The organism is Spirosoma daeguense (assembly GCF_054776875.1).
Genome location: NZ_BAAHBF010000006.1, coordinates 55,074 through 79,147 on the forward strand (window position 1 = coordinate 55,074; position 24,074 = coordinate 79,147).

General features: G+C 46.3%; 16 protein-coding genes. 8 read left to right on the forward strand and 8 right to left on the reverse strand.

Features of this window, described 5'->3' with window-relative positions; genetic code table 11:
* Positions 1-22: 22 nt before the first annotated feature.
* Together ACYVD4_RS19620 and ACYVD4_RS19625 are read left to right on the forward strand one after the other, a co-directional pair.
* The gene (locus ACYVD4_RS19620; protein WP_460948659.1) at positions 23-1,135 is read left to right on the forward strand and encodes a sensor histidine kinase; all 1,113 of its coding nucleotides are present in this window, start codon (positions 23-25) and stop codon (positions 1,133-1,135) included.
* Between the two features lie 96 nt (positions 1,136-1,231).
* Positions 1,232-1,990, forward strand: coding sequence for a LytR/AlgR family response regulator transcription factor (locus ACYVD4_RS19625; RefSeq protein WP_460948660.1), 759 nt, complete (start codon positions 1,232-1,234; stop codon positions 1,988-1,990).
* Positions 1,991-2,049: 59 nt separating this feature from the next.
* Here ACYVD4_RS19625 and ACYVD4_RS19630 read toward each other — a convergent pair whose 3' ends face one another.
* Both ACYVD4_RS19630 and ACYVD4_RS19635 read right to left on the reverse strand, forming a co-directional pair.
* Entirely contained in the window at positions 2,050-3,351 is a 1,302-nt protein-coding gene (locus tag ACYVD4_RS19630; RefSeq protein WP_460948661.1) for an amidohydrolase family protein, read from the reverse strand.
* Positions 3,352-3,363: 12 nt separating this feature from the next.
* Entirely contained in the window at positions 3,364-6,450 is a 3,087-nt protein-coding gene (locus ACYVD4_RS19635) for an amidohydrolase family protein (protein ID WP_460948662.1), read from the reverse strand.
* Between the two features lie 409 nt (positions 6,451-6,859).
* Here ACYVD4_RS19635 and ACYVD4_RS19640 point away from each other — a divergent pair, with 409 nt between their 5' ends.
* Positions 6,860-8,602, forward strand: coding sequence for a M14 family metallopeptidase (locus tag ACYVD4_RS19640; protein ID WP_460948663.1), 1,743 nt, complete (start codon positions 6,860-6,862; stop codon positions 8,600-8,602).
* A 6-nt stretch (positions 8,603-8,608) separates the two neighbouring features.
* A complete protein-coding gene (locus tag ACYVD4_RS19645) occupies positions 8,609-9,112 on the forward strand; it encodes a YybH family protein (protein ID WP_460948664.1) in 504 nt (167 codons plus the stop codon).
* Here ACYVD4_RS19645 and ACYVD4_RS19650 read toward each other — a convergent pair.
* Both ACYVD4_RS19650 and ACYVD4_RS19655 read right to left on the reverse strand, forming a co-directional pair.
* Entirely contained in the window at positions 9,095-9,340 is a 246-nt protein-coding gene (locus ACYVD4_RS19650) for a hypothetical protein (RefSeq protein WP_460948665.1), read from the reverse strand. The genes ACYVD4_RS19645 and ACYVD4_RS19650 overlap by 18 nt on opposite strands.
* A 69-nt stretch (positions 9,341-9,409) precedes the next feature.
* The gene (locus ACYVD4_RS19655; protein ID WP_460948666.1) at positions 9,410-11,143 is read right to left on the reverse strand and encodes a glutamine--tRNA ligase/YqeY domain fusion protein; all 1,734 of its coding nucleotides are present in this window, start codon (positions 11,141-11,143) and stop codon (positions 9,410-9,412) included.
* Positions 11,144-11,446: 303 nt separating this feature from the next.
* On the opposite strand from ACYVD4_RS19655, the gene ACYVD4_RS19660 reads away from it, so the two are divergent.
* The 3 genes from ACYVD4_RS19660 (at position 11,447) to ACYVD4_RS19670 (ending at position 17,274) form a co-directional block, all read left to right on the forward strand.
* Positions 11,447-12,787, forward strand: a complete 1,341-nt coding sequence (locus tag ACYVD4_RS19660) for a TolC family protein (protein WP_460948667.1) — start codon at positions 11,447-11,449, stop codon at positions 12,785-12,787.
* Between the two features lie 80 nt (positions 12,788-12,867).
* Complete coding sequence (locus ACYVD4_RS19665) at positions 12,868-13,983, forward strand: efflux RND transporter periplasmic adaptor subunit (RefSeq protein ID WP_460948668.1); 1,116 nt, start codon at positions 12,868-12,870, stop codon at positions 13,981-13,983.
* 75 nt (positions 13,984-14,058) lie between these two features.
* The gene (locus tag ACYVD4_RS19670) at positions 14,059-17,274 is read left to right on the forward strand and encodes an efflux RND transporter permease subunit (RefSeq protein WP_460948669.1); all 3,216 of its coding nucleotides are present in this window, start codon (positions 14,059-14,061) and stop codon (positions 17,272-17,274) included.
* 277 nt (positions 17,275-17,551) lie between these two features.
* Here the strand turns inward: ACYVD4_RS19670 and ACYVD4_RS19675 are convergent, their stop codons facing one another.
* From ACYVD4_RS19675 to ACYVD4_RS19685, 3 genes are all read right to left on the reverse strand, one after another.
* Complete coding sequence (locus ACYVD4_RS19675; RefSeq protein WP_460948670.1) at positions 17,552-20,206, reverse strand: ABC transporter permease; 2,655 nt, start codon at positions 20,204-20,206, stop codon at positions 17,552-17,554.
* Positions 20,203-20,538, reverse strand: a complete 336-nt coding sequence (locus tag ACYVD4_RS19680) for a PadR family transcriptional regulator (protein WP_460948671.1) — start codon at positions 20,536-20,538, stop codon at positions 20,203-20,205. The genes ACYVD4_RS19675 and ACYVD4_RS19680 overlap by 4 nt, the downstream gene beginning before the upstream one ends.
* Before the next feature lie 205 nt (positions 20,539-20,743).
* Complete coding sequence (locus tag ACYVD4_RS19685) at positions 20,744-21,622, reverse strand: carbohydrate kinase family protein (RefSeq protein WP_460948672.1); 879 nt, start codon at positions 21,620-21,622, stop codon at positions 20,744-20,746.
* A gap of 527 nt (positions 21,623-22,149) precedes the next feature.
* Between ACYVD4_RS19685 and ACYVD4_RS19690 the strand changes: the two genes are divergently transcribed.
* A complete protein-coding gene (locus tag ACYVD4_RS19690; protein ID WP_460948673.1) occupies positions 22,150-22,467 on the forward strand; it encodes a hypothetical protein in 318 nt (105 codons plus the stop codon).
* A gap of 190 nt (positions 22,468-22,657) precedes the next feature.
* Here ACYVD4_RS19690 and ACYVD4_RS19695 read toward each other — a convergent pair whose 3' ends face one another.
* Entirely contained in the window at positions 22,658-23,980 is a 1,323-nt protein-coding gene (locus tag ACYVD4_RS19695; RefSeq protein ID WP_460949305.1) for a sugar porter family MFS transporter, read from the reverse strand.
* Positions 23,981-24,074 lie beyond the last annotated feature (94 nt).

Sequence of the window (24,074 nt, forward strand, 5' to 3'; positions counted from 1 at the left end):
TTTTTGTAAGTCAATACAAACCATGCAAGACAGACTTACCTCTAAGCAGAAATGGCAGATGGCCCTGTATTTATTAGGGCTTTTTTCACCTTTGCTGCTTTACGTTAACCTACCGGATTCGGCCCGCAACTGGACTGCCATTACTCAAGCAACTCCTTTTATCGGCCTTTTCCTGCTAATAAACCTGGTCCTCTATTTCCTCGGCATTACGGCTACCGATTGGAGTCAGCGGCAACTGCTACGTCTGTTTGGGAAGGATGTGCTGATGACATTCAGCGCAAGATCATTTATTCTTACCTTTCTCATTTCGCTGGCTATCTCCATTTTATTTACCCAATCACTGCGACTGATTTTAAGCTCAATCGCATTTATCGTACAACACTATGATCATTCGGTAACGTATAAATCAAAAGATTTGCCGTTCAGGCCGGAAGTGATGGCTTACCTTCAGCGGGCAAATAGTGTTCTTTCGGTCGTTGTGATGCTTTCCGCTTTTTACCTTACAATTAACCTACGGGCTTTTCAGCAACTCAACGATGCACAACTCAAAACCGAGCGATTAGAAAAAGAAGCCATTCTCAGCCAGTTCGAAGCCCTGAAGCATCAGCTTAGTCCGCATTTTCTGTTCAACAGCCTGAGTATTTTAACATCGTTGATTCATGAAGATGTTGAGTTATCCGAGCAGTTTATCAAGCGATTGTCAAAAGCATATCGCTATATTCTGGAGCAGAGAAATCAGGAGTTGGTTTTACTGAAAACGGAGCTGGATTTCATAAAAGCGTATACGTTTCTACTCCAGATTCGCTTCGAAAATAAATTTGAGGTTCACATAGATGTGTCTCAGGAAAACCAGCTACAGACCCGAATTGCTCCGCTTACACTTCAATTGCTCGTTGAAAACGCCGTGAAGCACAATCGAATGTCGCTTCAGGAGCAGCTTCAGGTACGTATATACGTCCAGAACGACTGGCTGATGGTCGAAAATCCAATTCAGCCGCGAGATCAGCCCGAACCATCGACAGGTATTGGCTTACAAAATATTACGAATCGTTATACGATGCTGACAGACCGCAAGGTTCAATTCGGTCAGGAAGCCGGTTCATTTATCGTTAAGATACCACTACTTAAAGAGTGAAAGTACGAATGAGTGAAAGAGCGAAAAAGCTTATGTTAACTATTCGCTCTTTCACTCATTCGCACTTTCGCTCTTTAAAATTGCTCTTTAAAAACTATGAACGTACTAATTATCGAAGATGAAGCCCGTTCGGCCCGACAGCTCGAACGAATGCTTAAACGATATGATTCCAGTATTCATATTCTGGCTCAGCTTCCGTCTGTTCGGGAATCTATTGCTTGGTTATCGCAACATCCTTCGCCCGATCTGATCTTGATGGATATTCATCTGGAAGATGGATTGGCTTTTACTATTTTCGAACAGATTCATCTGACAACGCCAATCATTTTCACAACGGCCTATGATGAATACATGATAAAGGCATTCAAGGTCAACAGCATCGATTACCTGCTGAAACCTGTTGATGAGGATGAACTGGTGAATGCACTGACCAAGTTAAAAACACTACGTAGCGTAGCCAACAGCCCCGATATTACGCAACTCCTGCAAGTGGTGCAACAATTTCGGGAATCGCCTTTTAAAGAGCGATTTATGATTAGTATCGGCACAAAAATACGTAGTATCGAAACCGCTGACATTGCTTATTTCTATTCCGAAGAAAAAGCGACATTCCTGATGACGCGGGAAGGCCAGTTCCTCCCTCTCGAATATAGCCTCGACCAATTAGCTGGTTTATTAAATCCAGCGCAGTTTTTTCGGGTCAATCGGCAGTTTTTAGTCGCCCGCTCGGCCATACAAACCATTCAGGCATACTCAGCAGGCAAGCTTAAAGTTGATCTACAACCCGCATCCCGACATGAGCTATTTGTCAGCGTGAGTCGCATGTCTGATTTCAAAGACTGGCTAGGACGTTAAACGGGGTCTGACCAGCACAAAATAATGCCAGTCAGACCCCGTTTAGAGAACAAAACGAATTATTTCTGTTCGTACTTATCTTTATACATTTTGTACAATCGCTTGTGGCGGTCATCAAGGTTCACCTTACGGCCCTGCACAAAAACGTGTTCGATCACATTTGTACGCATATCCAGTGCATCACCCTCCGACACAAACAATGTTGCTTGCTTACCTTTTTCGAGCGTACCGACAAGTTTATCGATACCAAGAATCTTAGCGTTATTCGACGTAACGAGTTTCAACGCTTCTTCTTTATCCGATATGCCAAAGCCAGCAGCAGTACCAGCTAAAAATGGCAGATTCCGCGTCCGCCACCACTCGTCTGCGTAGCTTAGACCTACCAAAACACCGGCATTGTGCAGAATACCGGGCATACGATACGGTAAATCAACATCTTCATCTTCGCGATTTGGCAGTCGGTGCAACGCGCTCAGAATAACCGGCACGTTGTTTTCTTTCAAAAATCCAACCACCCGATTCGCTTCTTCTCCACCCACAATCACTACGTTCGGAATACCCAAAGACTTGGCGAACGTAACAGCTTCGATGATGTCTTTTCCGTAATCGGCCCGGATATACAGGTTTTGTTTACCCGTAAAAAGTCCACGCATCGACTCAAGTTTCAGGTTCATCGGCATCGGATTCACTAAAGCTGAATATCCTTTTGCATCCATGAACGTAGTACGTAACGCTTCGATAGCCTGCGCCCGTCGCTCGTTTTTCCGAACTACCGACGTAAAATCCTCGAAATTGAACTCACGCGCCAGATACGTAGGCCAGTTCAGCCAGATACCATCATCTTTTTTCAACACAGCATCCTCCCAGTTCCAGCCATCGGCCATCATCACACTGGAGCTTCCCGATACAACGCCACCCTGCGGCATAGCCTGCGTCAGTAAAACGCCGTTGTTACGTATCGTCGGAATAATTTCTGAATCGGTGTTATAGGCAATCAGCGAGCGAACATTGGGATTCAGAATACCTGTTTCCTGTTTGTCGACCGTGGCCCGAACCGAACCAATTTCCTGAAGACCAACCGTCGAAGCCGGAGAAATGATACCCGGATAAACATGCTTTCCTGATACGTCGATGGTTTCTACATCGGTCAGGTTTAGCTTCACAATCGTGCCATCCACTACGTTGGTAATCACACCGTTGGTAAACAGTACAATGCCATTCGGAATTACCTGTCCATTGCCGATGTGAACCGTAGCACCCATCAATGCGATGGTTTTGGTTTGCGGTTTTGCTGGAGCAGGATTTTGCGCTAATGTCGGAAATACCGCCAGCGACGCCAATAATATGAATATCTTTTTCATGTTTTCTTCTCCTTATTTTTCTTCCTCCCCTTCAGCAATTAGACCTTCAACATCTTCACAATGCCACATCCGCGCACGTCGGAACGTTGGCCTTACGGTGGGTGTACCGCTTGCTTTGGCCGATAGCATTTTCTGTACGATCCGGGCTTTTTCGGCGTGTACGGCATCGCGCTTGGCATCTTCGTCTTTCAAACTGAAGTAAATAGCTCCCTCAATTATAGTAATATCGGGGCGGGCGTAAATTGATAGCGGATGCGCATTCCACAGTACCAGATCAGCATCTTTTCCAACTTTAATGCTTCCCATACGGCTGTCAAGGTGCAGTAATTTTGCCGGATTCAGCGTAACCATTTTCCAGGCGTCTTCTTCCGAAACACCGCCATATTCTACCGTTTTAGCCGCTTCCTGATTCAATCGGCGCGCCATTTCAGCATCATCGGAGTTAATCGAAACCGTTACACCCTGTTTGTGCATAAGCGCAGCATTGTACGGAATGGCATCATGTACTTCCATCTTGTACGCCCACCAGTCAGCAAACGACGAGCCACCAGCACCATGTTTCGCCATTTTATCGGCCAGCTTGTAACCTTCCAGAATATGTGTAAACGTATTAACCTTAAAACCCAGTGAATCAGCCACTTTAAGAAGCATATTGATCTCCGACTGTACGTAAGAGTGACACGTAATAAATCGCTTACTTTCCAGAATTTCGCCTAGTGCATCCAGTTCAATATCACGTCGGGGAGCCTGTGCTAATCCTTTCGCTTTCACGTTCAACGTATTGTAATTCTGCCACATACGCAGGTATTCTTTGGCACGAGTGAAGTGATCCATATAAACCTGCTCAACGCCCATCCGCGATTGTGGGAACCGCGTCAATACGTTCGGATTTGGGTAGTTAGCCTGTTTTACGTTCTCGCCCAGCGCAAACTTGATAAATCCATCAGCACCTTTGATCAGCATACCGTCTGCCGATTCACCCCATTTCAATTTAACGATAGCCGACTGACCACCTATTGAATTGGCAGAACCGTGCAACAACTGCGACGTAGTAACTCCGCCCGCCAATTGACGATAAATATTAATATCGTCGGGGTTAATCACATCGGCCATGCGAACCTCTGCTGAACTTGATTGACCGCCTTCGTTAATCGACAATAGGGCAATATGTGAATGTTCGTCGATGATGCCGTTGGTCAGGTGTTTACCCGTTCCATCGATCACTTTTACATCGGCAGGTGCTGGCAGGTTTTTACCAACTTTCGAAATCTTCCCCCCCGTAACAAAAACATCGGCGTTGGTCAGAATTCCATCTTTTTCATTAGTCCAGACCGTAGCGTTCCGAATCAGGATCGTTTCTGCTTTTGGCAGCTGTGCATTACCCATCCCGACAAACGGATAAATCACCGTTGCCGACGTAGCACTACCGGGCCGGGTTGCTGTGCCCGACGTAGCAACTGTTGACGTTGAACTTCCTGCGGTTGTCGAAACTGCCGATGTTGATTGTGGCGCATCACCCGTCCGAACGGCTGTCCAGGTAATGACTTTCCCATCAGGCGATTCACCATCGCCTTTAATGGTCGTTCCGGTACGATAACCAGTCAGTCGGGTTGTTCCGGGAGTCCGTTTGTTCAATTGAACCTGAATAGAAACCACATCGCCCGAAACGGCTACTTTGGGCGTCACTTTTACTGTATCGACCAGAATCTGATACTCTGGTTTCTCAGGGGTTTTACCCGTAATGTTTAGCTTCAGATTCGATTGCTGCCCGATGGTCAGATTCCAGGTACCGCGCAGATCAGCGATATTTTTATTGCTGATAATATGTTGCTTTCCGCGCATCCAGTTTTCGTGAATCACATTATCAGCACTGAATAAATTACCCGACGTAATCAGAAAGTTTGCCAGCCGACCTTTTTGCAACGTACCAATCTGATCTTCAACCTTCATCAGCCGAGCCGGTACCGTAGTCAATGCTTCCAGTGCTTTTTGTTCCGACAAACCATTTTCGATGGCTTTACGCAGATTTGCCCAAAAATCGGCTTTGTTTTTCAGGCTGGCCGTGGTGAGTGCAAACACTACGTTGGCATTTGCCAACCGACCCGCGTTCATCGGCGCCATTTCCCAGTGCTTCAACTCCGCTAATGATACGTTATCAGCATCCCATGGGTCTTCTACGTCGTATGGTTGTGGGTAATTGAGTGGAACAATCAAGGCAGCTTTTGTCGCTTTCACCTCTTCAATACGTTGGTATTCATCGCCCGAAGTTCGGATAACGTATTGAACACCAAACTCATCACCAATTTTATCAGCCCGCAAAATGCCTAACTTATCGGTTGCTTCAAAAATGGTGGGTAACGTCTGAATTCGCCCAAAGGCATCGAGCGATAAGTTCGACTGTTCTTTATTGCCAGCCCGTTTATACCAGTCAGCATCGTAAAATGCTTGCCGAAGCAGGGCCACTACGCCCATCATCGAGTTTGGATATTGTTGTGTCGAACTGCCTTTGCTAAACGAATAATGTGCCGTTGCGTTTGGCTTGATCATGAGCATATTCTCGCGATCATCGGCCAACGTAACGATAGCGCCTGTTCCTCGTGCAATACCATCGTGCGGATGCGTCAGCACAACCCCAAAACCCATTTTTCGTAGCTCGTCGGCCTTTGCCGAATTCGCTTTGAAAATCAGGCTGGCGTCGTTTTCGGGCTGAATAGCCTGATTCCAGTAATATGGTCCTTTCTTATTCGATTCATATTGTGGAACACCGCCACGTCCACCCGGACTGCGTGTTACGTCGGGCATTCCGTAATCGGAATCCATATCAATAAGAGCCGGGTAAATTCGTTTCCCGGTCAGATCAGTGACGACCGCTCCGGCGGGAACACTTACAGCTGTTCCTACCGCTTCGATTTTGCCGTCACGAATCAGCAGAGTTGCTTTTTGCAGCGTTGTCTGTGGGTCAACAACAATGGTTGCATTGGTGAACGCGTACAGACCGGGTCGTTCGTCATGAACTCCATTCTGCGGAAAAGTTGTCTGCGCCTGAGCCGTATAGGTAAGCGCCAGTGCAAACAACCCATTCAGGAAATGTTTCTGCATGAAAATGATTGGTTGATGATTCTGGTAAAGATTCAAAATTACGGAAATGCACGCGCCTTTATCTATATCGCCCAAAGAAGATTCCGGTAATCAGGCGAATTTTAATGGTTTGTTTTATTTATAAAATTGTTTAAATAGTTGATAATTTAAGCTGCGCGATAAAGTATGCTCCCTGATTTTTCCTTTCTGCGAGAAAGGATGAGATACCGTTTTAGAAGACCTGAAAAATTCGCCGAAAACGAAAACCCGAACACTACGTACTGCCAAGGTCAATACGTTCGGAAAAAGCGAAAAAACAAAGAGAAAGTTAGATAATGACAGACTACGTGTCTATTTGTCAGGCGTATCGGCTATTTTAGAAACAATCTTCTAGCATCAAAAAAAGAAGACAACCGCTACGTTCCGGCTCATGATTTTTGCTACGTCTTTCTTACTACGTTACGTTCTATGTAGTGTTACCGTTTTTCTCGTGCTCACGTTCGGCGCGTTTGCTCAAACCAAACGTAACGACCTGACGCCTTATGAGCGCGACACAACTCAAACGGCCACCTATGCCCAGATTATTAGCTGGTATCAGCAACTGGATAAGCAATATGAACAGGCCAAATTAATTGAGATCGGGAAAACCGATATTGGTAAACCCCTGCACTTGTTTTTGCTGGCTGCCGACAAACAATTTACGTCTCGTCCCAATCGTATTACGTTGCTCATCAACAATGGCATCCACCCCGGCGAACCGGAAGGTATTGACGCCTGTATGATGCTGGCGCGTGATCTATTGAAAGCCAATAAATTACCAAAAAACGTCTTGCTGGCTATTGTGCCCGTTTACAACGTCGGCGGATCGCTCAACCGGGGCGTTTCGCGCGTCAATCAGAACGGCCCTGAGTCATACGGTTTTCGTGGCAATGCGCGCAATTTGAATTTAAATCGCGATTTTATTAAGGCCGAAGCCGAAAATACCCGTGCTTTTCAGGCTATGTATCAGTCGCTGAAACCACAGGTTTTTATCGATAATCATACAAGCGATGGTGCTGATTATCAGCACGTACTAACCTACTTTGCAACACAGAAAGATAAATTACATCCGGACGTATCGGGTTATATGGTTCAAACCTTCCAGCCTGCTCTGGATAAAATGCTCGCTGCCAGTGGCTTCCCTCCCGCACCCTACGTGAATCATGCTGGCGACACGCCCGAAAGTGGTTTGATTGGCTACAACGATTCGCCCCGTTATTCAACCGGTTATGCTACGTTGTTCAACTGTTTTGGCTTCACCCTCGAAACGCACATGTGGAAACCCTATCCGGCGCGGGTTAAAGCATCGTATGTTTTCGATGAAGCGGTGCTACGTCTCTGTGAACGGGAAGCCAGCACCATTCTGGCGAATCAGCAACGTGCCAATGAATCTGTTCGTCAGCAAAAAACCTTCCCGCTCAGCTACAAACTCGACCGGAATAAAGTCGATTCGGTTACGTTTCTTGGCTATGAAGCAGCCTACAAACCCAGCGACGTATCGGGCTTAAAGAGGCTTTATTATGACCGAACAAAGCCTTTCACGAAACGTGTACCTTACTTCAATACGTTCGGCGTTGATGTTCAGGTTGAAAAACCAAAATCGTATATCATTCCGCAGGGATGGCGCGAAGTGATTGGCTTGCTTAAACGAAATGGCGTAGTCGTACAACCACTTCAAAACGATACGTTACTGACCGTGTCGGCCTATTACATTACGGATTTCAAAAGCGGACAACGCCCTTACGAAGGTCATTTCGTGCATACAGGTGTAAAGGTGCGTTCAGAAACTCAGCGAATTCAGTTTTACAAAGGCGACTACCTGATTCCAACCAACCAGACCAGCAATCGATACATCATCGAAATACTTGAACCACAAGGCATTGATTCGTTTTTCAACTGGAATTTCTTCGATAGTATCCTTGATCAGAAAGAGTATTTTTCCAATTATATTTTCGAAGACACTGCGGCAGAAATCATCCAAAAAGACCCGACTTTACGTAAGCAACTGGAAGAAAAGCGAAAATCAGACAAAGCTTTTGCCGAAAATGCAGACGCGCAACTGGACTTTATTTATCGGCATACGCCTTACTACGAAAAAACACACAACCGATATCCGGTCTATAGGCTCAACTAACTCAATATGAGAATACTATTTTTTATCTGGCTATCGATTCACCTGCTGATTTCTAACCATATGCAGGCTCAGTCAGGCCAACTGGCGCGTCGGAAAGATTCACCTGACGTAGCAATTATCCGAGCGTTACGTTTGCAATCAAATCAGGCGATTGCCTCACGGAATCTATCTGCGTTTGGTGAAACCATGCTTCCAGAAATTGAGGTGACGAGGGGCAGTGGATCTCATGTATCGGGTCGGGATTCGGTACTCGCTTCGGTATCGGTTCAGTTTAAAGACGTAACGTTTCTGGGTTACACACGCATCACCGACCGTATCAATATCAGTACATCGGCCCCGCTCGCTGCTGAACATGGACATTGGATTGGTCGTTTCCAACGCCAAGACGGAATTCAAACAATTACAGGAACGTATCTGGCCATGTGGCGAAAATCGGATTCGTGCTGGAAAATTCGCTCTGAATTATTCGTCAGCTTGAATTGCTCTGGCAGTTTAGCTTGTGGGAAGTAAGTAGTGAATTAATGGAAGTTTTGTACGTTGAATAGGCTTATCAGATTTAAGTACCTGTCTTCCATCGCCCAAAGGGGGGTTGTTAGGATTGGCGTAATAAATTGATTTGGCTCTTCGAATCAGTTTCAACGCAGCTACCAATCGTTCCTCTGGCGTTTTAGACCACCAGTATTCTCGATCATACGTAGCGTTTTCGGCCGGATTGTTCGATTTACGGACACTGCTCATTGTAAAAATAGTTAGGGCGACCTGGAAAGATCGCCCTAAATGTACAAAAATGATTCCTCGCACGCTTTATTAACCCTTCTTCAGCTCTTTCGCCCAGGCGTCTTTCAACGTAACAGTACGGTTGAAAACGGGGCGTTCAGCAGTTGAATCGCTATCAAGAATGAAATAGCCTTTGCGCATAAACTGGAAATTACGCAGGGCACCCGAGCTTGCGGCTTCTACCAGAGCAGGTTCAACAAAAGCACGTACTACGTTCAATGAATTGGAATTCAGCAGTTCGCGGAATTCCCGTTCGTCGGCAGCGGGGTTCTCGACCGAAAACAGGCGGTCATACAGACGTACTTCAGCTTCTACCGCGTGGGGAACAGATACCCAGTGAATCGTACCTTTTACGTTGATACCCGACGTATCGGAACCACTCCGGCTTTCAGGAATATACGAGCAACGTAGTTCGATAATTTCACCAGCATCGTCCTTCACCACTTCATCGCACTTGATAATGTAGGCTCCTTTCAGACGTACCATACCGCCGGGAAACAGCCGGAAGAATTTCTTCGGCGGGTTTTCCATAAAGTCGTCACGCTCGATGTACACTTCCCGACTAAACGGTACGTTCCGTTCGCCCGAATTTGGGTCTTCAGGATTGTTTTCAATCTGCATGATTTCTTCCCGGCCAACCTCGTAATTCGTAATGACAAGTTTCAGCGGTTTTTCGTCCACAACAGCCATAACCCGGTGTGTTGTTTTGTTCAGTTCCTCACGAATGCAGAACTCCAGCAAACCAACGTCGATCAGGTTGTCGCGTTTGGCAATACCGATACGGTCGGCAAATTCGCGAATGCTGGCAGGCGTATATCCGCGCCGACGAATACCAGCAATGGTTGGCATACGAGGGTCGTCCCAGCCAGTTACGTGTCCTTCCTCGACAAGTTGTTTCAGCTTCCGTTTACTCATGACCGTGTAGGTCAGATTGAGCCGCGCAAACTCGATTTGTCGGGATGGGAAGATGTTCAGTTGCTCAATGAACCACTCATACAAAGGTCGGTGTACTTCAAACTCAAGCGTACAAAGCGAATGCGTGATGTGTTCGATGGAATCAGACTGACCGTGCGCAAAATCATACATCGGATAGATGCACCATGCATCGCCTGTGCGGTGGTGATGCGCGTGTTTGATCCGATAAATAATCGGATCGCGCAATTGCATATTCGGCGATGACATATCAACCTTGGCACGTAGCACCTTAGCGCCATCGGTATATTCTCCCGCTCTCATCCGGCGAAATAAATCCAGACTTTCGTCAACGCTACGGTCGCGGTATTTACTCATCCGACCGGGTTCGGTTGGTGTACCTTTTTGAGCAGCAATTTCTTCCGCTGTCGAATCATCGACATAAGCCAACCCTTTCAGGATCAGCGTTTCGGCGAATTGATAAATCTGTTCGAAATAGTCGGATGCGTAGAATTCATTTTCCCAGTCGAAACCCAGCCAACGCACGTCGTTTTTGATCGAATCAACGTATTCGGTGTCCTCCGTTACGGGGTTTGTGTCGTCGAAACGTAGGTTGGTTTTTCCGCCGTATTTATCGGCCAAACCGAAATTCAGGCAAATCGACTTGGCGTGACCAATATGAAGATAACCGTTCGGTTCGGGCGGAAATCGCGTGTGCACACGGCTGTCGTTTTTACCGGCAGCGATATCTTCTTCAACAATTTGCTCTATAAAGTTAAGGGAGCCACCCGTGCTGCTAACCCCAGCATCGTTGCGATCAACTCCTTCTGATTCATTCACTACGTCGGCCATATTACTTAATCAATTCAGTCGAAGGCCGAAATTACAGCCTTTGCCTGTGTTTGGCAAACAGAACACTAAAGAGACGTATTGTGTATCTGCTAAAATGGCCAACGCCACTGTCTGTTTGGTACTCATAAGTAGGGTAAAACCAGCACGTCATTTTACGCAAATACCCTTCAGAAAAACTACTTAAGTAAACAAAACCGTTCGTTAATTTCTTATTAATCAGCGAACAAAATGGTTATTCGAATGAGTTGTTGGATAGTACACGCCGTTGACTATCTACCAGGGCGTTATCAGGATTCGTACTTTATGAAAAAAGCATATATCGGCTTGCTGCTCATCATTGGGTGGTTTTTATCGACTGACGCTTCGGCTCAGAAAACATCCGATTCATTATCAAAGCAAGCCTTTCTCAACGATTGCATTCATTACGCATTAGAACACCAGCCCATTGTCCGTCAATCAGTTATCGACCAGGAAATTGCGGAACGTACTGTTCAAAGTAATTTAGCGGCCTGGTATCCACAAATCGGCAGTAGTTACAATCTGCTCCATTACCTCAAGCTGCCGGTTACGCTTATTCCGGATGCGGCTACTGGCGAACGACGGCCTGTTGCACTGGGTGCTCAAAATACATCGACGGTATCGTTCTCGATGACCCAAAGTATTTTCAATCGGGATTTATTGCTGGCGAGTAAAACGGCCGACGCTTATAGATTACAGGCCAATCAGATCACCAACCGCAACAAAATCGACGTAGTAATTAACGTTAGCAAAGCGTATTACGATCTGATTCTGACTCAGCGGCAGGCCGAAATTCTGAACGAAGATATTACCCGACTCCAACGTAGTTTGCAGGATGCAACAAACCAGTACCAGAGTGGCGTTGTCGATAAAACGGATTCGCAGCGAGCCCGGATTGCGCTGAATAACTCGCTGGCTCAACGCAAGCAACTCCGCGACCTTGCTACGTCAAAATACCAGACACTGAAGCAGTTGATGGGCTACCCGCCTACCAGTAAACTTAATGTTGCTTACGATACGTTGCAACTAGCCAACGAAGTTACGATCGACACCTTACAACTGGCAAATCCGCAGAGCCGGATCGAATACCAGTTGTTACGCACGCAGGGGCAACTTCTCGATGCTAATGTTCGGTATAATCGGTGGTCGTATCTGCCCACGGTGAGCGCCAATGCCAACTATAATTTCCTGTATCAGAACAACGTTTTCGGTCAACTTTACAACCAGAGCTTCCCGAACTCATTGATTGGCCTAACGGTGGCGCTTCCTATTTTTCAGGGTGGCCGCCGGATACAGCAAACCAAAATTGCTGAGTTACAGGTCAAACGATTACAGTGGGATCTGGCGGCTTTAACGAGTGCGGTTGACGCCGAATATGCACAGGCGCTGGCCAATTACAAGGGTAATCTTGCGAACTACCTCGCCTTGCAGGAGAATCAGACGCTGGCCGAAGATGTATATCGCATCATTAATCTTCAGTACCGATCTGGCATAAAAACCTATCTCGACGTAACAATTGCTGAGGCCGATCTCCGCACAGCCCGGCTCAACGTATTCAACGCTTTGTATCAGGTATTGATTAGTAAGCTCGACGTACAACGGTCGTTGGGCTCCATACAATTTTAGCCATTATCGGGCCAATAAACAGTTCATTCACAACAAGTTAGAAACATTACCATTTGCCTGATAAACGTACACGTAGCATCATGAAGCAATTTATAAATCCATCGATAGCAGCCATATTCTTACTTGGTTTTCTCACGGCCTGTAGCGATAAAAAAGCAGACCAACAGCAAGCCCCTCCTCCTCCAACACCTGTAACTGCCGTAAAAGCGGAAAAAGGAAGCGCTACATATTATGATGAATTCCCAGCTACCGTAACGGCTTTGCTGGAAGTAGAAATTCAGCCACAAGTGGCGGGAAATATTACGGGTATTTTCTTTCAGGATGGGCAGCACGTCAGTAAGGGGCAGAAACTATATACAATTGATCCTCAGCAATATCGGGCTAGTTACGATCAGGCAGTAGCCAATCTCAACGTCCAAAAAGCAAATCTGAATCGCGCTCAAAAAGACGCCGACCGCTATAATACACTAGCTCAACAGGACGCGGTTGCCAAACAATTGGTCGATAATGCCAACGCTACGTTAGAAGCGGCCAAAATGCAGGTTGAAGCTGCTCAGGCCAGTATCCAGCAAGTTGCTACTAATCTGAAATACACGACAATATATGCCCCTCTGGATGGAACCATCGGCATTTCGCAGGTTCGTCTGGGCGCAGCCGTAGCACCGGGTTCTACGCCACTCAACACCATTTCTTCCGATAACCCGATTTCGGCTGATGTACAGGTCGATGAATCGCAGATTTCGCGTTTTTCAGCTTTACAAGGCAAACCGAACGTAGCGCAGGATACTACGTTTAAACTGATGTTACCCAGCGGACAACCGTATCCGTATCCGGGTTCGATACGTATCGTTGACCGGGCTATCGACCCGCAAACTGGTACGTTACGTGTCCGAATCGCTTTCCCAAATCCGAATCGCTTACTGAAGCCCGGCTTAAACGGAAATTTGCGGGTCAAAAACAGCACAGGAGAACCACAGTTACTGATTCCGTATCAGTCAGTTACCGAGCAGATGAGCGAATACTTTGTGTTTGTAGTCGGCGACAGCAGCAAGGTTAGCCAGAAAAAAGTAACCCTCGGCGCACGTATTAATGACAAGGTAATTGTAAAAGATGGCCTGAAAGAAGGTGAATTAGTGGTCACCGAAGGCACGCAGAAAATTAGAGATGGCGCGAAAGTAAAAATTAGTGATAAGTGATGAACGATGAGTTATGAGTTTGTCGATCAACCATTACTCATCCTTTATCAGTTATCATTCATTACTCAATAAAACATGTTCGCAGAAATATTTATAAATCGGCCAGTAACGGCAATTGTTACGTCCATCGTCATCTTGGCGTTGGGTATATTGGCCTTGCTGAGCTTACCCGTCAGTCAATATCCTGACATTACCCCTCCGGTTGTGCAGGTGACCGGTACGTATACGGGGGCCGATGCGCAAACCGTTGAACAAACCGTTGCTACGCCCATCGAAACGCAGGTGAATGGTACGCCGGGAATGGACTACGTACAGACCAACGCTACTAACGACGGTCGGATGACGATGAACGTTACGTTTAAAGTAGGAACTGACGTAAACATTGCTGCGCTCGACGTTCAGAACCGCGTTGGTATTGCCCAGCCTCAGCTTCCGGAAGAAGTGACCCGACTTGGTGTTGTGGTGCGGAAACGGAATCCGTCGCTGTTTATGCTGGTGGCCATTTATTCGCCCAACAAGACGCACAACGTATCGTTTCTCGATAATTACGCGAACATTTACATCCGCGATGCGCTGTTACGGGTGCCGGGTGTGGGGGATATTTTCAGCCGTGCCGACGATTTCAGTATGCGTATCTGGCTCAAACCAGACCGGCTGGCGCAACTTGGCCTGACTGCCGATGATGTTGTTGCAGCGTTACAGGAACAAAATCTTCAGGTGGCTGGCGGTGCCGTCGGTGCGTCTCCCCAACCAGCTACTCAGGCGTTTGAATACACCGTTTTCACCAACAGTCGACTGAGTAAGGAAGAAGAATTCCGGAAAATCGTAGTACGTAGTGATCCGTCTCGTGGGTCGCTTGTTTATCTCGACGACGTAGCACGGGTTCAACTGGGTAAGTTTTCTTACGCCAGCAACTCCTTTGTAGACGGCAACCGGGCGGCTTATCTGCTTGTTTACCAGTTGCCGGGCAGTAACGCGCTCGAAACGGCTAAGGGAGTTTATGCCGCGATGGATAATCTGAAAAAAACCTTCCCGAAAGATATCAACTACGTAGTGCCTTTCGAGTCGGTATCGGTTATTCAGGTCTCTATTTCGGAGGTTGTCAAAACCCTGATGGAAGCGTTGGTGCTGGTGGTGCTGGTGGTCTTTTTGTTCTTGCAAAGCTGGCGGGCCACGCTCATTACGTTGCTGGCTATTCCGGTATCGATCATCGGTACGTTTGCGCTGTTCGTGCCGCTTGGGTTTACCATCAATACGTTGACACTCTTTGCCTTTGTGTTGGCTATTGGAATTGTGGTCGATGATGCGATTGTGGTGGTGGAAGCTGTGCAGGTGAATATCGACAAAGGCATGTCGCCGAAAGAAGCGACCCGAGAGGCCATGCGCGAAATCTCGGCTCCGGTTATTGCTATCGCGCTGATTCTGGCGGCCGTATTTGTGCCGGTTGGTTTCATTCCCGGTATTGTTGGGCGGTTGTATCAGCAATTTGCCATTACCATTGCTGTGTCTGTTTTGATTTCGGCCTTTGTCGCCTTATCGCTTACCCCTGCTCTTTGTACGATTTTGCTACGTCCGATGCACATCGACGAAAAAGCTACAGGGCTGAATAAGCTTTTCTATAAGTTCAACCAATGGTTTGATCGCGTAACTAACTCGTATACAAACGGCGTGAAGCGTTTAATCAAAGCAACTCCGCTGGTACTTGTCGGATTAGTTGTTCTTTACATTGGAACAGGCTTGCTGTTCAGAGCAAAACCAACCGGCTTTATTCCTACAGAAGATGAAGGACGATTGATTGTGACGTACGAGATTCCTGAAGCGGCCTCAACGTCGCGAAGTCTGACGGTGCTCAACCGAATCATGACTATTCTGAAGCAGCAACCCTACGTAGCACACTTTTCGGCGTTGGGCGGTTTGAATGCTGTTACGTTTGCGTCAAAATCGAACAGCGGCACGGTATTTATTCAGTTGAAACCGTGGGAAGAGCGCAAAGAGCCGGGGATGCAGGCCGACTCACTGGTAATTAAACTTCAACGAGCGCTATCTGTACTGAACGATGCCCGACCACAGGTTATTCAGCCGCCCGCTATTCCGGGTCTTGGCCAGTCGTCTGGTTTTACGTTCGAGATTCAGCAGCGCGAAACCAACGACGATGTTCGAGCTTTCGACAACGTAGTACAGAATTTCCTGGCCGAAGCCAACAAACGACCTGAAATCGGTCGTGCGTTCTCCTATTTTACGGCTAAAACTCCTGCCTATCGCGTTGACGTAGACCGGGATAAATGTAAAAAACTGGGTATATCAGTCAGCAATGTATACCGAACCATGCAAACGTATCTGGGTAGTCAGTACGTCAACGACTTCATTATTTACGGTCGTAAGTTCCGGGTAGTTGCGCAGGCTGACACCATGTATCGCAACGACATAACGCGGCTATCGCAGTACTACGTTCGCAATCAGGGCGGGCAACTGGTGCCGATCAGCGCGGTTATTAAAACCAGTATTATTGAAAACGCTCCCCTGATTTCGCACTTTAACCTATTCCGATCTGTCGAATTGAACGGTAGTGCTAAACCCGGCTACAGTAGCAGTCAGGCAAATGATGCGCTACGTGAGGTGGCGGCTAAAGTGCTTCCGGCTGGTTATGCGTATGATTTTGGGGGCTTGAGTCGTGAAGAAATTAGTGCCGGGAACAGCTCCATTTTCATCTTCGCCCTATCCATTGGCTTCGTATTCCTGTTTTTGGCGGCTCTTTACGAAAGCTGGTCGGTGCCATTTTCGGTACTTTTGTCGGTACCAATCGGTGCGCTGGGCGCTATCGTTGCGCTGATTCTGTTCCCATACTTGAGTAATAACGTGTATGCTCAGATTGGTTTAATTACGCTGATTGGTCTGGCGGCTAAAAACGCAATTCTGATTGTGGAATTTGCCAAAGAGCGCGTCGATAAAGGGGAAGAACTGGTTGCCTCGACGCTCGAAGCAGTTCGGCTACGTCTTCGTCCAATTCTAATGACATCGCTTGCGTTTATTCTGGGCGTAGTTCCGCTTGCCATCGCCAGTGGTGCTGGTGGTGTAGCTCGTGCTACCATCGGACGTACTGTTTTAGGCGGGATGCTGGCTGCTACGTCGATTGCTATTTTCGTTGTGCCTGTATTGTACGTAGGTATTACACGGCTGGCGTATGGCAAAAAGGGATTAGCAGAGCTTGCCAAAAAAGCTAAGGAGACCGAAAACGAATCTGATAAACATCAACCGATTCCAGCTAATGGTAACGGCAAGCACGAAGCCTAACTAGTTCATTTTTAGCAATTAATGCATTGACTATTAATCGCAAAGCTGTTTAAGCTTTTAAGCATAAGCGATAAAATTGTCAATTACTTAGTATAAAACTCCTAAATCCCCTGAAGAGGACTTTGCTTATGCTTAGACAAAGTCCTCTTCAGGGGATTTAGGAGTTTTATATCTGGTTTAAACAGTTCCCGCAATAAGACTAGTAAAAATCATATAGAATTGCTCCTCAATTACTTCGTTTTATTTCGAAGCTTTTGATGAGCAATTTTCTTTCAGTTTACTCTGATCGCAATGTTTTTATTGGATTTACCAGAGCGGCTTTCACACTTCGGAAACCAACCGTTAACAAGGCAATGATGAAGGTGATCAGAATCGCCAGAATAAAAATGCCAACTCCCAATTCAATCCGATACACAAAATTATTCAGCCACTCTTTCATCACCCACCACGCCAATGGAGCTGCTAACACAAATGCGATCAACAGTAACTGGATAAACTCTTTACCAAATAGCCAAAGTATACTAGACGTGCTGGCACCCAACACCTTACGTACGCCAATCTCTTTTGTTTTTTGAGCTGCCATAAACGATACCAACCCGTAAAGTCCCAGACAACCGACAAAAATGGCTATTCCGGCAAATGCCTGAATGAGTCGAAGCAACATGCTGTCCAGTTTGTAGAAACGCTCAATATCTTCATCCAGAAAACTATACGTAAAAATTGAGGACGGATAGGCAGTTTTCCAGGCTTTTTCTATACCTGCCAACGCCGGGCCCAGACTAGCCGGATTTACTTTTACCCCACAGCTACCATATACCTCGCTCCAGGTTGTGAGGCAAAGAGGTTCGATGGCGGTACGTAGTGATTTAAAATGAAAATCTTTCACTACGCCCACAATAGTTCCGGTATGGTTATTAATGGACGCGGATTTACCGATTACATCCTGTGCAGAAGCGAGTCCAAGCGCTTTTACGGCTGTTTCGTTGAGCAGGTATTCCCTTATGGTATCTGAAGGATTCAGGTTTCGTCCGGCCAGAATAGGAATCTTGAACGTTGGAACGTACTGATCATCAGCCGACTTGGTAGATATATTAAAATCTTCTGCCTTAGGGCGGGAATCGAAACGAATCGAAGTACTGCCGATAGCTTCGGATGCGGGAGGAGTATTGAAAAACGTTACGTTCTCCACCTGAGACATTTCCGAAAGCTGTGCGCTTAACGTATTGATTTTCGCCTTTTTATTGTCGGGGATGGGCAAAATCACAATCGCATCTTTCCGAAAACCCATGTCTGCCTGCTGCGAGTAACGTAACTGATTCGTAATAATCAGCGTGCCGATAATGAGCAATTGGGAGATCGCAAACTGAGAAATAACCAACCCTTTTCGCAGCGATAAACCACCTATCGACCGTTGAGAGATTTTACCTTTCAATGCCAGAACGGGCTGAAAACGAGCTAGAATCAAACCGGGATAGGCTCCCGAACAAAAAATCACAATCAGCAATAGACCGAATAAAAAGGCCAGCAAATACGGGTCGGCCAACGGATTTATAGTCAATTGTATATCAAACCATTGATTGACAAAAGGCAAGATCAGATAAGCTAAACCTAAGGCAATAATCATTGCTATTCCGGCAATAAGGCCCGTTTCGGTGATAAACTGCCAGAAAAGTGTTCCCCGCTCGCTTCCCAGTGCTTTTCGAACGCCAATTTCCCGAGAGCGACCCAGTGCCTGCGCCGTCGCCAGATTAATAAAATTGACACAGGCTGTTAGAATCAGGAAAAAGCCGATTAAGCCAAATGCCCAAAGATTTTTCTTTTCAGTATGACCTCGCAGTTTAGGGTTAAAATGAACATCGTCAAGCGGTTGGAGTTTGAATTGAAACTGCTTCGCCCGCTCCGTATCATAGTATTTTTTTGAAATAGAAGTAAGAACATTGGCATCGACAGAAGCCGCCGATATACCGGGTTTAAGCCGAATAAAGCACTGCATTTCCTTATTGTAACCCAGCCACCAATCTTTCTCAACCATCCAGGGGCTATGATCCTCCAAATTGCTGAAAGGGATATATAACTCGGAACGAAAATCAGTAGTTGCTGGCAGGTTTTGTAAAATGCCGTTGACCTTAACCACCAACGATTCATCAATACGTAGCAACTTGCCGATTGGGTCTTCATTTCCAAAATATTGCCGGGCGATACGTTCTGTAATCAGAGCCGTGTTACGTTCCTGCAATGCAGTTTGCGGATTACCACGTAGTAACGGAAAATTAAAAATGGCCAGAAAATCTGGATCGGCAAATGCAAGTTCTTCTTCAAACTTTTTCTCCGGCGATACGGCCACTACCCGCTTTTTCAAAAAAGCAATTCGCCCAACTTTTTCTGCTACGTCATACCCATTGCGAAACGCTTCTCCGAGCGGGTTCGGAACACCCGTACTATAATTAACTTTCTCAGTATGCAACTCGGTGTAAATGCGATAAATCCGATCCTGATTAGCATGGAACGTATCAAAACTCAGATGGTATTTAACCATCGTAAAGATCAGAATGACGCAGGCAATGCCCAGACTTAAACTCACTACGTTGATCAGCGCGTAGGATTTGTGCCGTTTCAGTTTTCTTATGGCTACTTTAACATAATTGCTTAGCATGTCCATTGGATTTGGTTGTGAAAAATCAGTGGGTCTATTGTATACATGGGTTGGTTGTTTCCGCCAAAGACGTGGATGCAGAAGCAGTAGCATTTCCAGCACATACAACATGCTGGCTCTGGTATGCCCATATCGCTGCACTCGTTTTTGAAACAATTCATATAAATCGCCCAACACCTCATCCCGAATGTGCGGAGCCGTGATACGTGTCAGCAGACGCTCGGCCCATCGAGGGGGTGTCGGCTGACGTTCCTGCCGGGTTTTATTTATCTGGTTCATGTTAGGTGATCAAAAGCGGTTTTTGGAATTCCTTCCCACAACTCATTCCGAATGCGTCGCGCTTCTTTCAGGGCCTGTTCACCCGCCATAGTTACCGTAAACAATCGTTTGCTACGTCCACCCCGTTCGGCAATGGGTTGGCTAAAACGCGAATGGACCAGCCCTTTTTCTTCTAACCGTTGCATAGTCCGATGAACAACGCCTAAGCTCATGGGTCGTTCCAGACGTTCACTAAGCTCTTCCAGCACGGCTACACCGTAGGCATCATCATAGAGCCGCGCAATCGTCAACAAAACAATCTCCTCAAACTCGCCCAATTGGGTGCCTTTCATACTCGTTTGTGATTTCTTACTGCTTCTAAATATATCTTTCCTCTTTGCATATCAAATGGTGGGCCAACTCCCGAAAACAGGCATTGTAGGCGTGATTAGCAATTTTGGAATGGCTTAAAATAAATTAGTCGTCCGGTTTCGGACGACTAATTGTCCATATCTGGACGGGAGAGCTATAGTATACTACGTAGAAGTTACTACGCTACTATTGGCGGAAATCCTGAATGGTTTTCTCGGAAAACTCTGGCGTAGCGCCTTGTTTGGTTGCTACATAAGCGCCAGTAGCGCAGGCAAACGACAGCGTTTCCTGTGGCGATTCACCCTGCAAGGTTTTGAAGAGAAAAGCAGCCAGAAAAGCATCACCGCTACCGATCGTATCGGCCACCTCGACAGGGAAACCGGCCTGTTTTACATAGCCGTTGGTATCCAGGAGAATAGCCCCTTTCTCTCCCAAGGTAACACATAGTACGTCGAGACTGAAATGCTCGCGCAGAAACGCCATAGCTGGTTCTACCTGATCTGGTCCATTGAGCCAGCCACAAATTTCGGCCAATTCATGTTCGTTCAGCTTGGCAATGTCGGCCTGATGCATGAGTTCTTCTACCAGCGTGCGTTCGTAATGCGGAGCACGAATGTTCACATCGAAAACTTTGCGCTTGGCCACAGCCAGTAAAGCCAACAACGTATCGCGCGTTTGCGGACTACGTGCAGCCAGACTTCCATATACAAACAAACCACTGTTACGTACAGCATCCAGCAATTCAGACTCCAGTTGAATATAATCCCAGGCTACCGGATGAACCAGTTTATACGTAACTTCATTACTGTCGGAAACATTAGCTTTTGCAACACCCGTCAGATGGGTTTGTCCTGTCTGAACCAACTCCAATGGTATTCCTTTCTTATGCAGAAAGTCGAGAAGTTCGTGACCCAAATCATCATTACCGACGCGGCTGATCAGTTGGGCATTCAGGCCAAAGTTTCGTAAATCGGCGGCTACGTTCATGGGCGCTCCACCCGGTTGTTTGCTGGTTGGCAATACGTCCCAAAGAATTTCGCCAAAGCAGGTAATAGTCGGCAACATAAAAAAACTAACGTTTAGGTTCGGGTCTGGTTAAGGTTTCTGCGACGTTGGAGCGTGAAAGTAATATTCTTTCATAAAGAATCTCTTGCATTATTTACCTTTTCGATGAAAAACAGGAAGTACTTTTTGCATTTTTCTAATATACCAAAACCATCAGCCATATACATACTGTTAATAGGTTAACAAAATCACAGGCCAACCAGACAACGATTGCAGTCTCGCGATTAAATTATTTACAAACGTTATGAAACTGGCCATACAATTAAATAATGTAGCTACATTAAATATACGTACCACGTTCGTATATTTGTACTTACTCAACTTTTCGGATAGTGTTCTGTCTGAACGTATTAACAGGAATGTACTGGCTTTAAATGCCTGATTTTTTCCATTCCATTTTACTCACTAATCGTTAATTCTCACACATTTACTCAATCGAATCGCTGTCTTTTATGAGCGAAGCAACTTCGATTGAATTGATTCAGTGCTGAATCCTGGTTTAGCACTTGCCACTAATCTTCATCACTATGCACCGTTTTTCTGTTATCTACCTGCAAAAGAGGCAGTATCACCATATTGATTGCGAAACCCATGCAGATGCCGATGCGCTTCTTGCAGAGCTTGCTGCCCAAGACGAATGTAAGCCAATCGGTATTTATGACGCCAAAACAGAGCTTTTCTACTGGGAACCTGACCGGCAACACCAATACGATAAATCCAGTATTGAAAAGCAGGGGAAATTAGGAAGCCATATTATCCATATTGCACAGGCACTACGTAACAAAGAAGAAGCGGAACCTGCGCAGACTAACTCTATTTCGCAACTACTCAGCCTCGAAATGTAGCTTGTTTATCAGCTACGTTTGCAACAAACAAAATTGATTTGACGTACTAGAAAAAGTGGGAAGTCAACGCTTCCCACTTTAAACCGTATTACCAACCTGTGTTTAACGTTACTCCTGGCATTCTCAGCTTTTAGTGAGTGATGTCAGGAGTTCTTTAATACGAACAAAGACTGGCAATTCGTATTTTTTCTTAGTGAACGACAAACGTTTTTTCAATTTGCTCCAGACTCGTCCCTTTTGTTTCAGGCATCAGACGTAGTACAAACACCAATTGGAGCACCATCATAATCGCAAAAAAGAGGAAAGTATTGCCTCCGCCAAACCGTTCGGCCAGGTAGGGGAACGTAAACGTAATGATAGCCGCCATGAGCCAGTGGGTGAAACTACCCAATGATTGACCACTAGCTCGAACTTCATTTGGGAAAATTTCGGAGATAAACACCCAGATAACGGCGCCCTGCGAGAAACCAAAAAAGGCAATATAGACGAATAGTAATATTGGTACGGTTAAACCAAACTCCTCGACATAAAATGCTCTGGCAACCAGGCCTAAGGTGATAATCAAGCCGACTGAGCCTATTTTCATAAGTGTCCGACGCCCGTATTTGTCGATCAGATTGAGCGAAATAAGGGTAAAAATCAGGTTTATTAGTCCTATTCCGGTCGATGATAACAAGGCTGAACTTTTGCCCAATCCTGTCATTTCAAAAATTCGGGGTGCGTAGTAAATAATAGCATTGATTCCCGAAACCTGGTTGAACACCGCAAACAAAACCGCTAGAATGATAGGCGTCTTATGCTCGGAAGAGAAAAGCCGGGTAGAGCCAGTAGTCTGGTGATTACTCTGCTGAATGGCCGTCAGCGTTTGTGTGGCTGTTGCTGGATCAATCATTGTTAATACAGCCAGTGCTTCGCCTACTTCTCCTTTCTTCAGTAACAGCCAGCGTGGGCTTTCGGGAATATTCAGCACGGCGATCAGAAAAATTAGGGACGGCACGGCCTGAACACCCAGCATCCAACGCCACGAGTCATCTCCTATATTCTGTAACAGATAATTCGACAGATAGGCGATCAGAATGCCCAACACTACGTTGAACTGAAACAAAGCCACCAATTTACCACGTGATTGTGGGGGCGAAATTTCGGTGATGTACATGGGTGCCGCTACCGATGATGCTCCAACGCCCAAGCCGCCCAGAAATCGAAAAATCAGAAAACTGCCCCAACTCGTCCCCAAAGCCGTTCCGAGAGATGCAACCAGATACAGAATAGCTATCCAGAAGAGTGTTCTCTTGCGGCCAAGCCGTTCTGCCGGAATACCGCCAACAAGCGAGCCAATGACGGTTCCTATCAGGGCGATAGAAACCGTCAGGCCATGCTGCCAGACATCTAGCTGCCACAAACTCTGGATTGACTGTTCGACGCCTGAAATAACGGCAGTATCGAACCCAAACAGGAAACCACCCAGAGCGGCTGTAACAGACCAAAAGAACAGGCGCTGCTTCTGATTCATCATAGGTTAATTGCCGCGAGCCACTGTGGACTCACTCTACAAACCTACTACAGCGATCAGACTCTATGTTTGGAAAAATGTTCAAATAATTTCG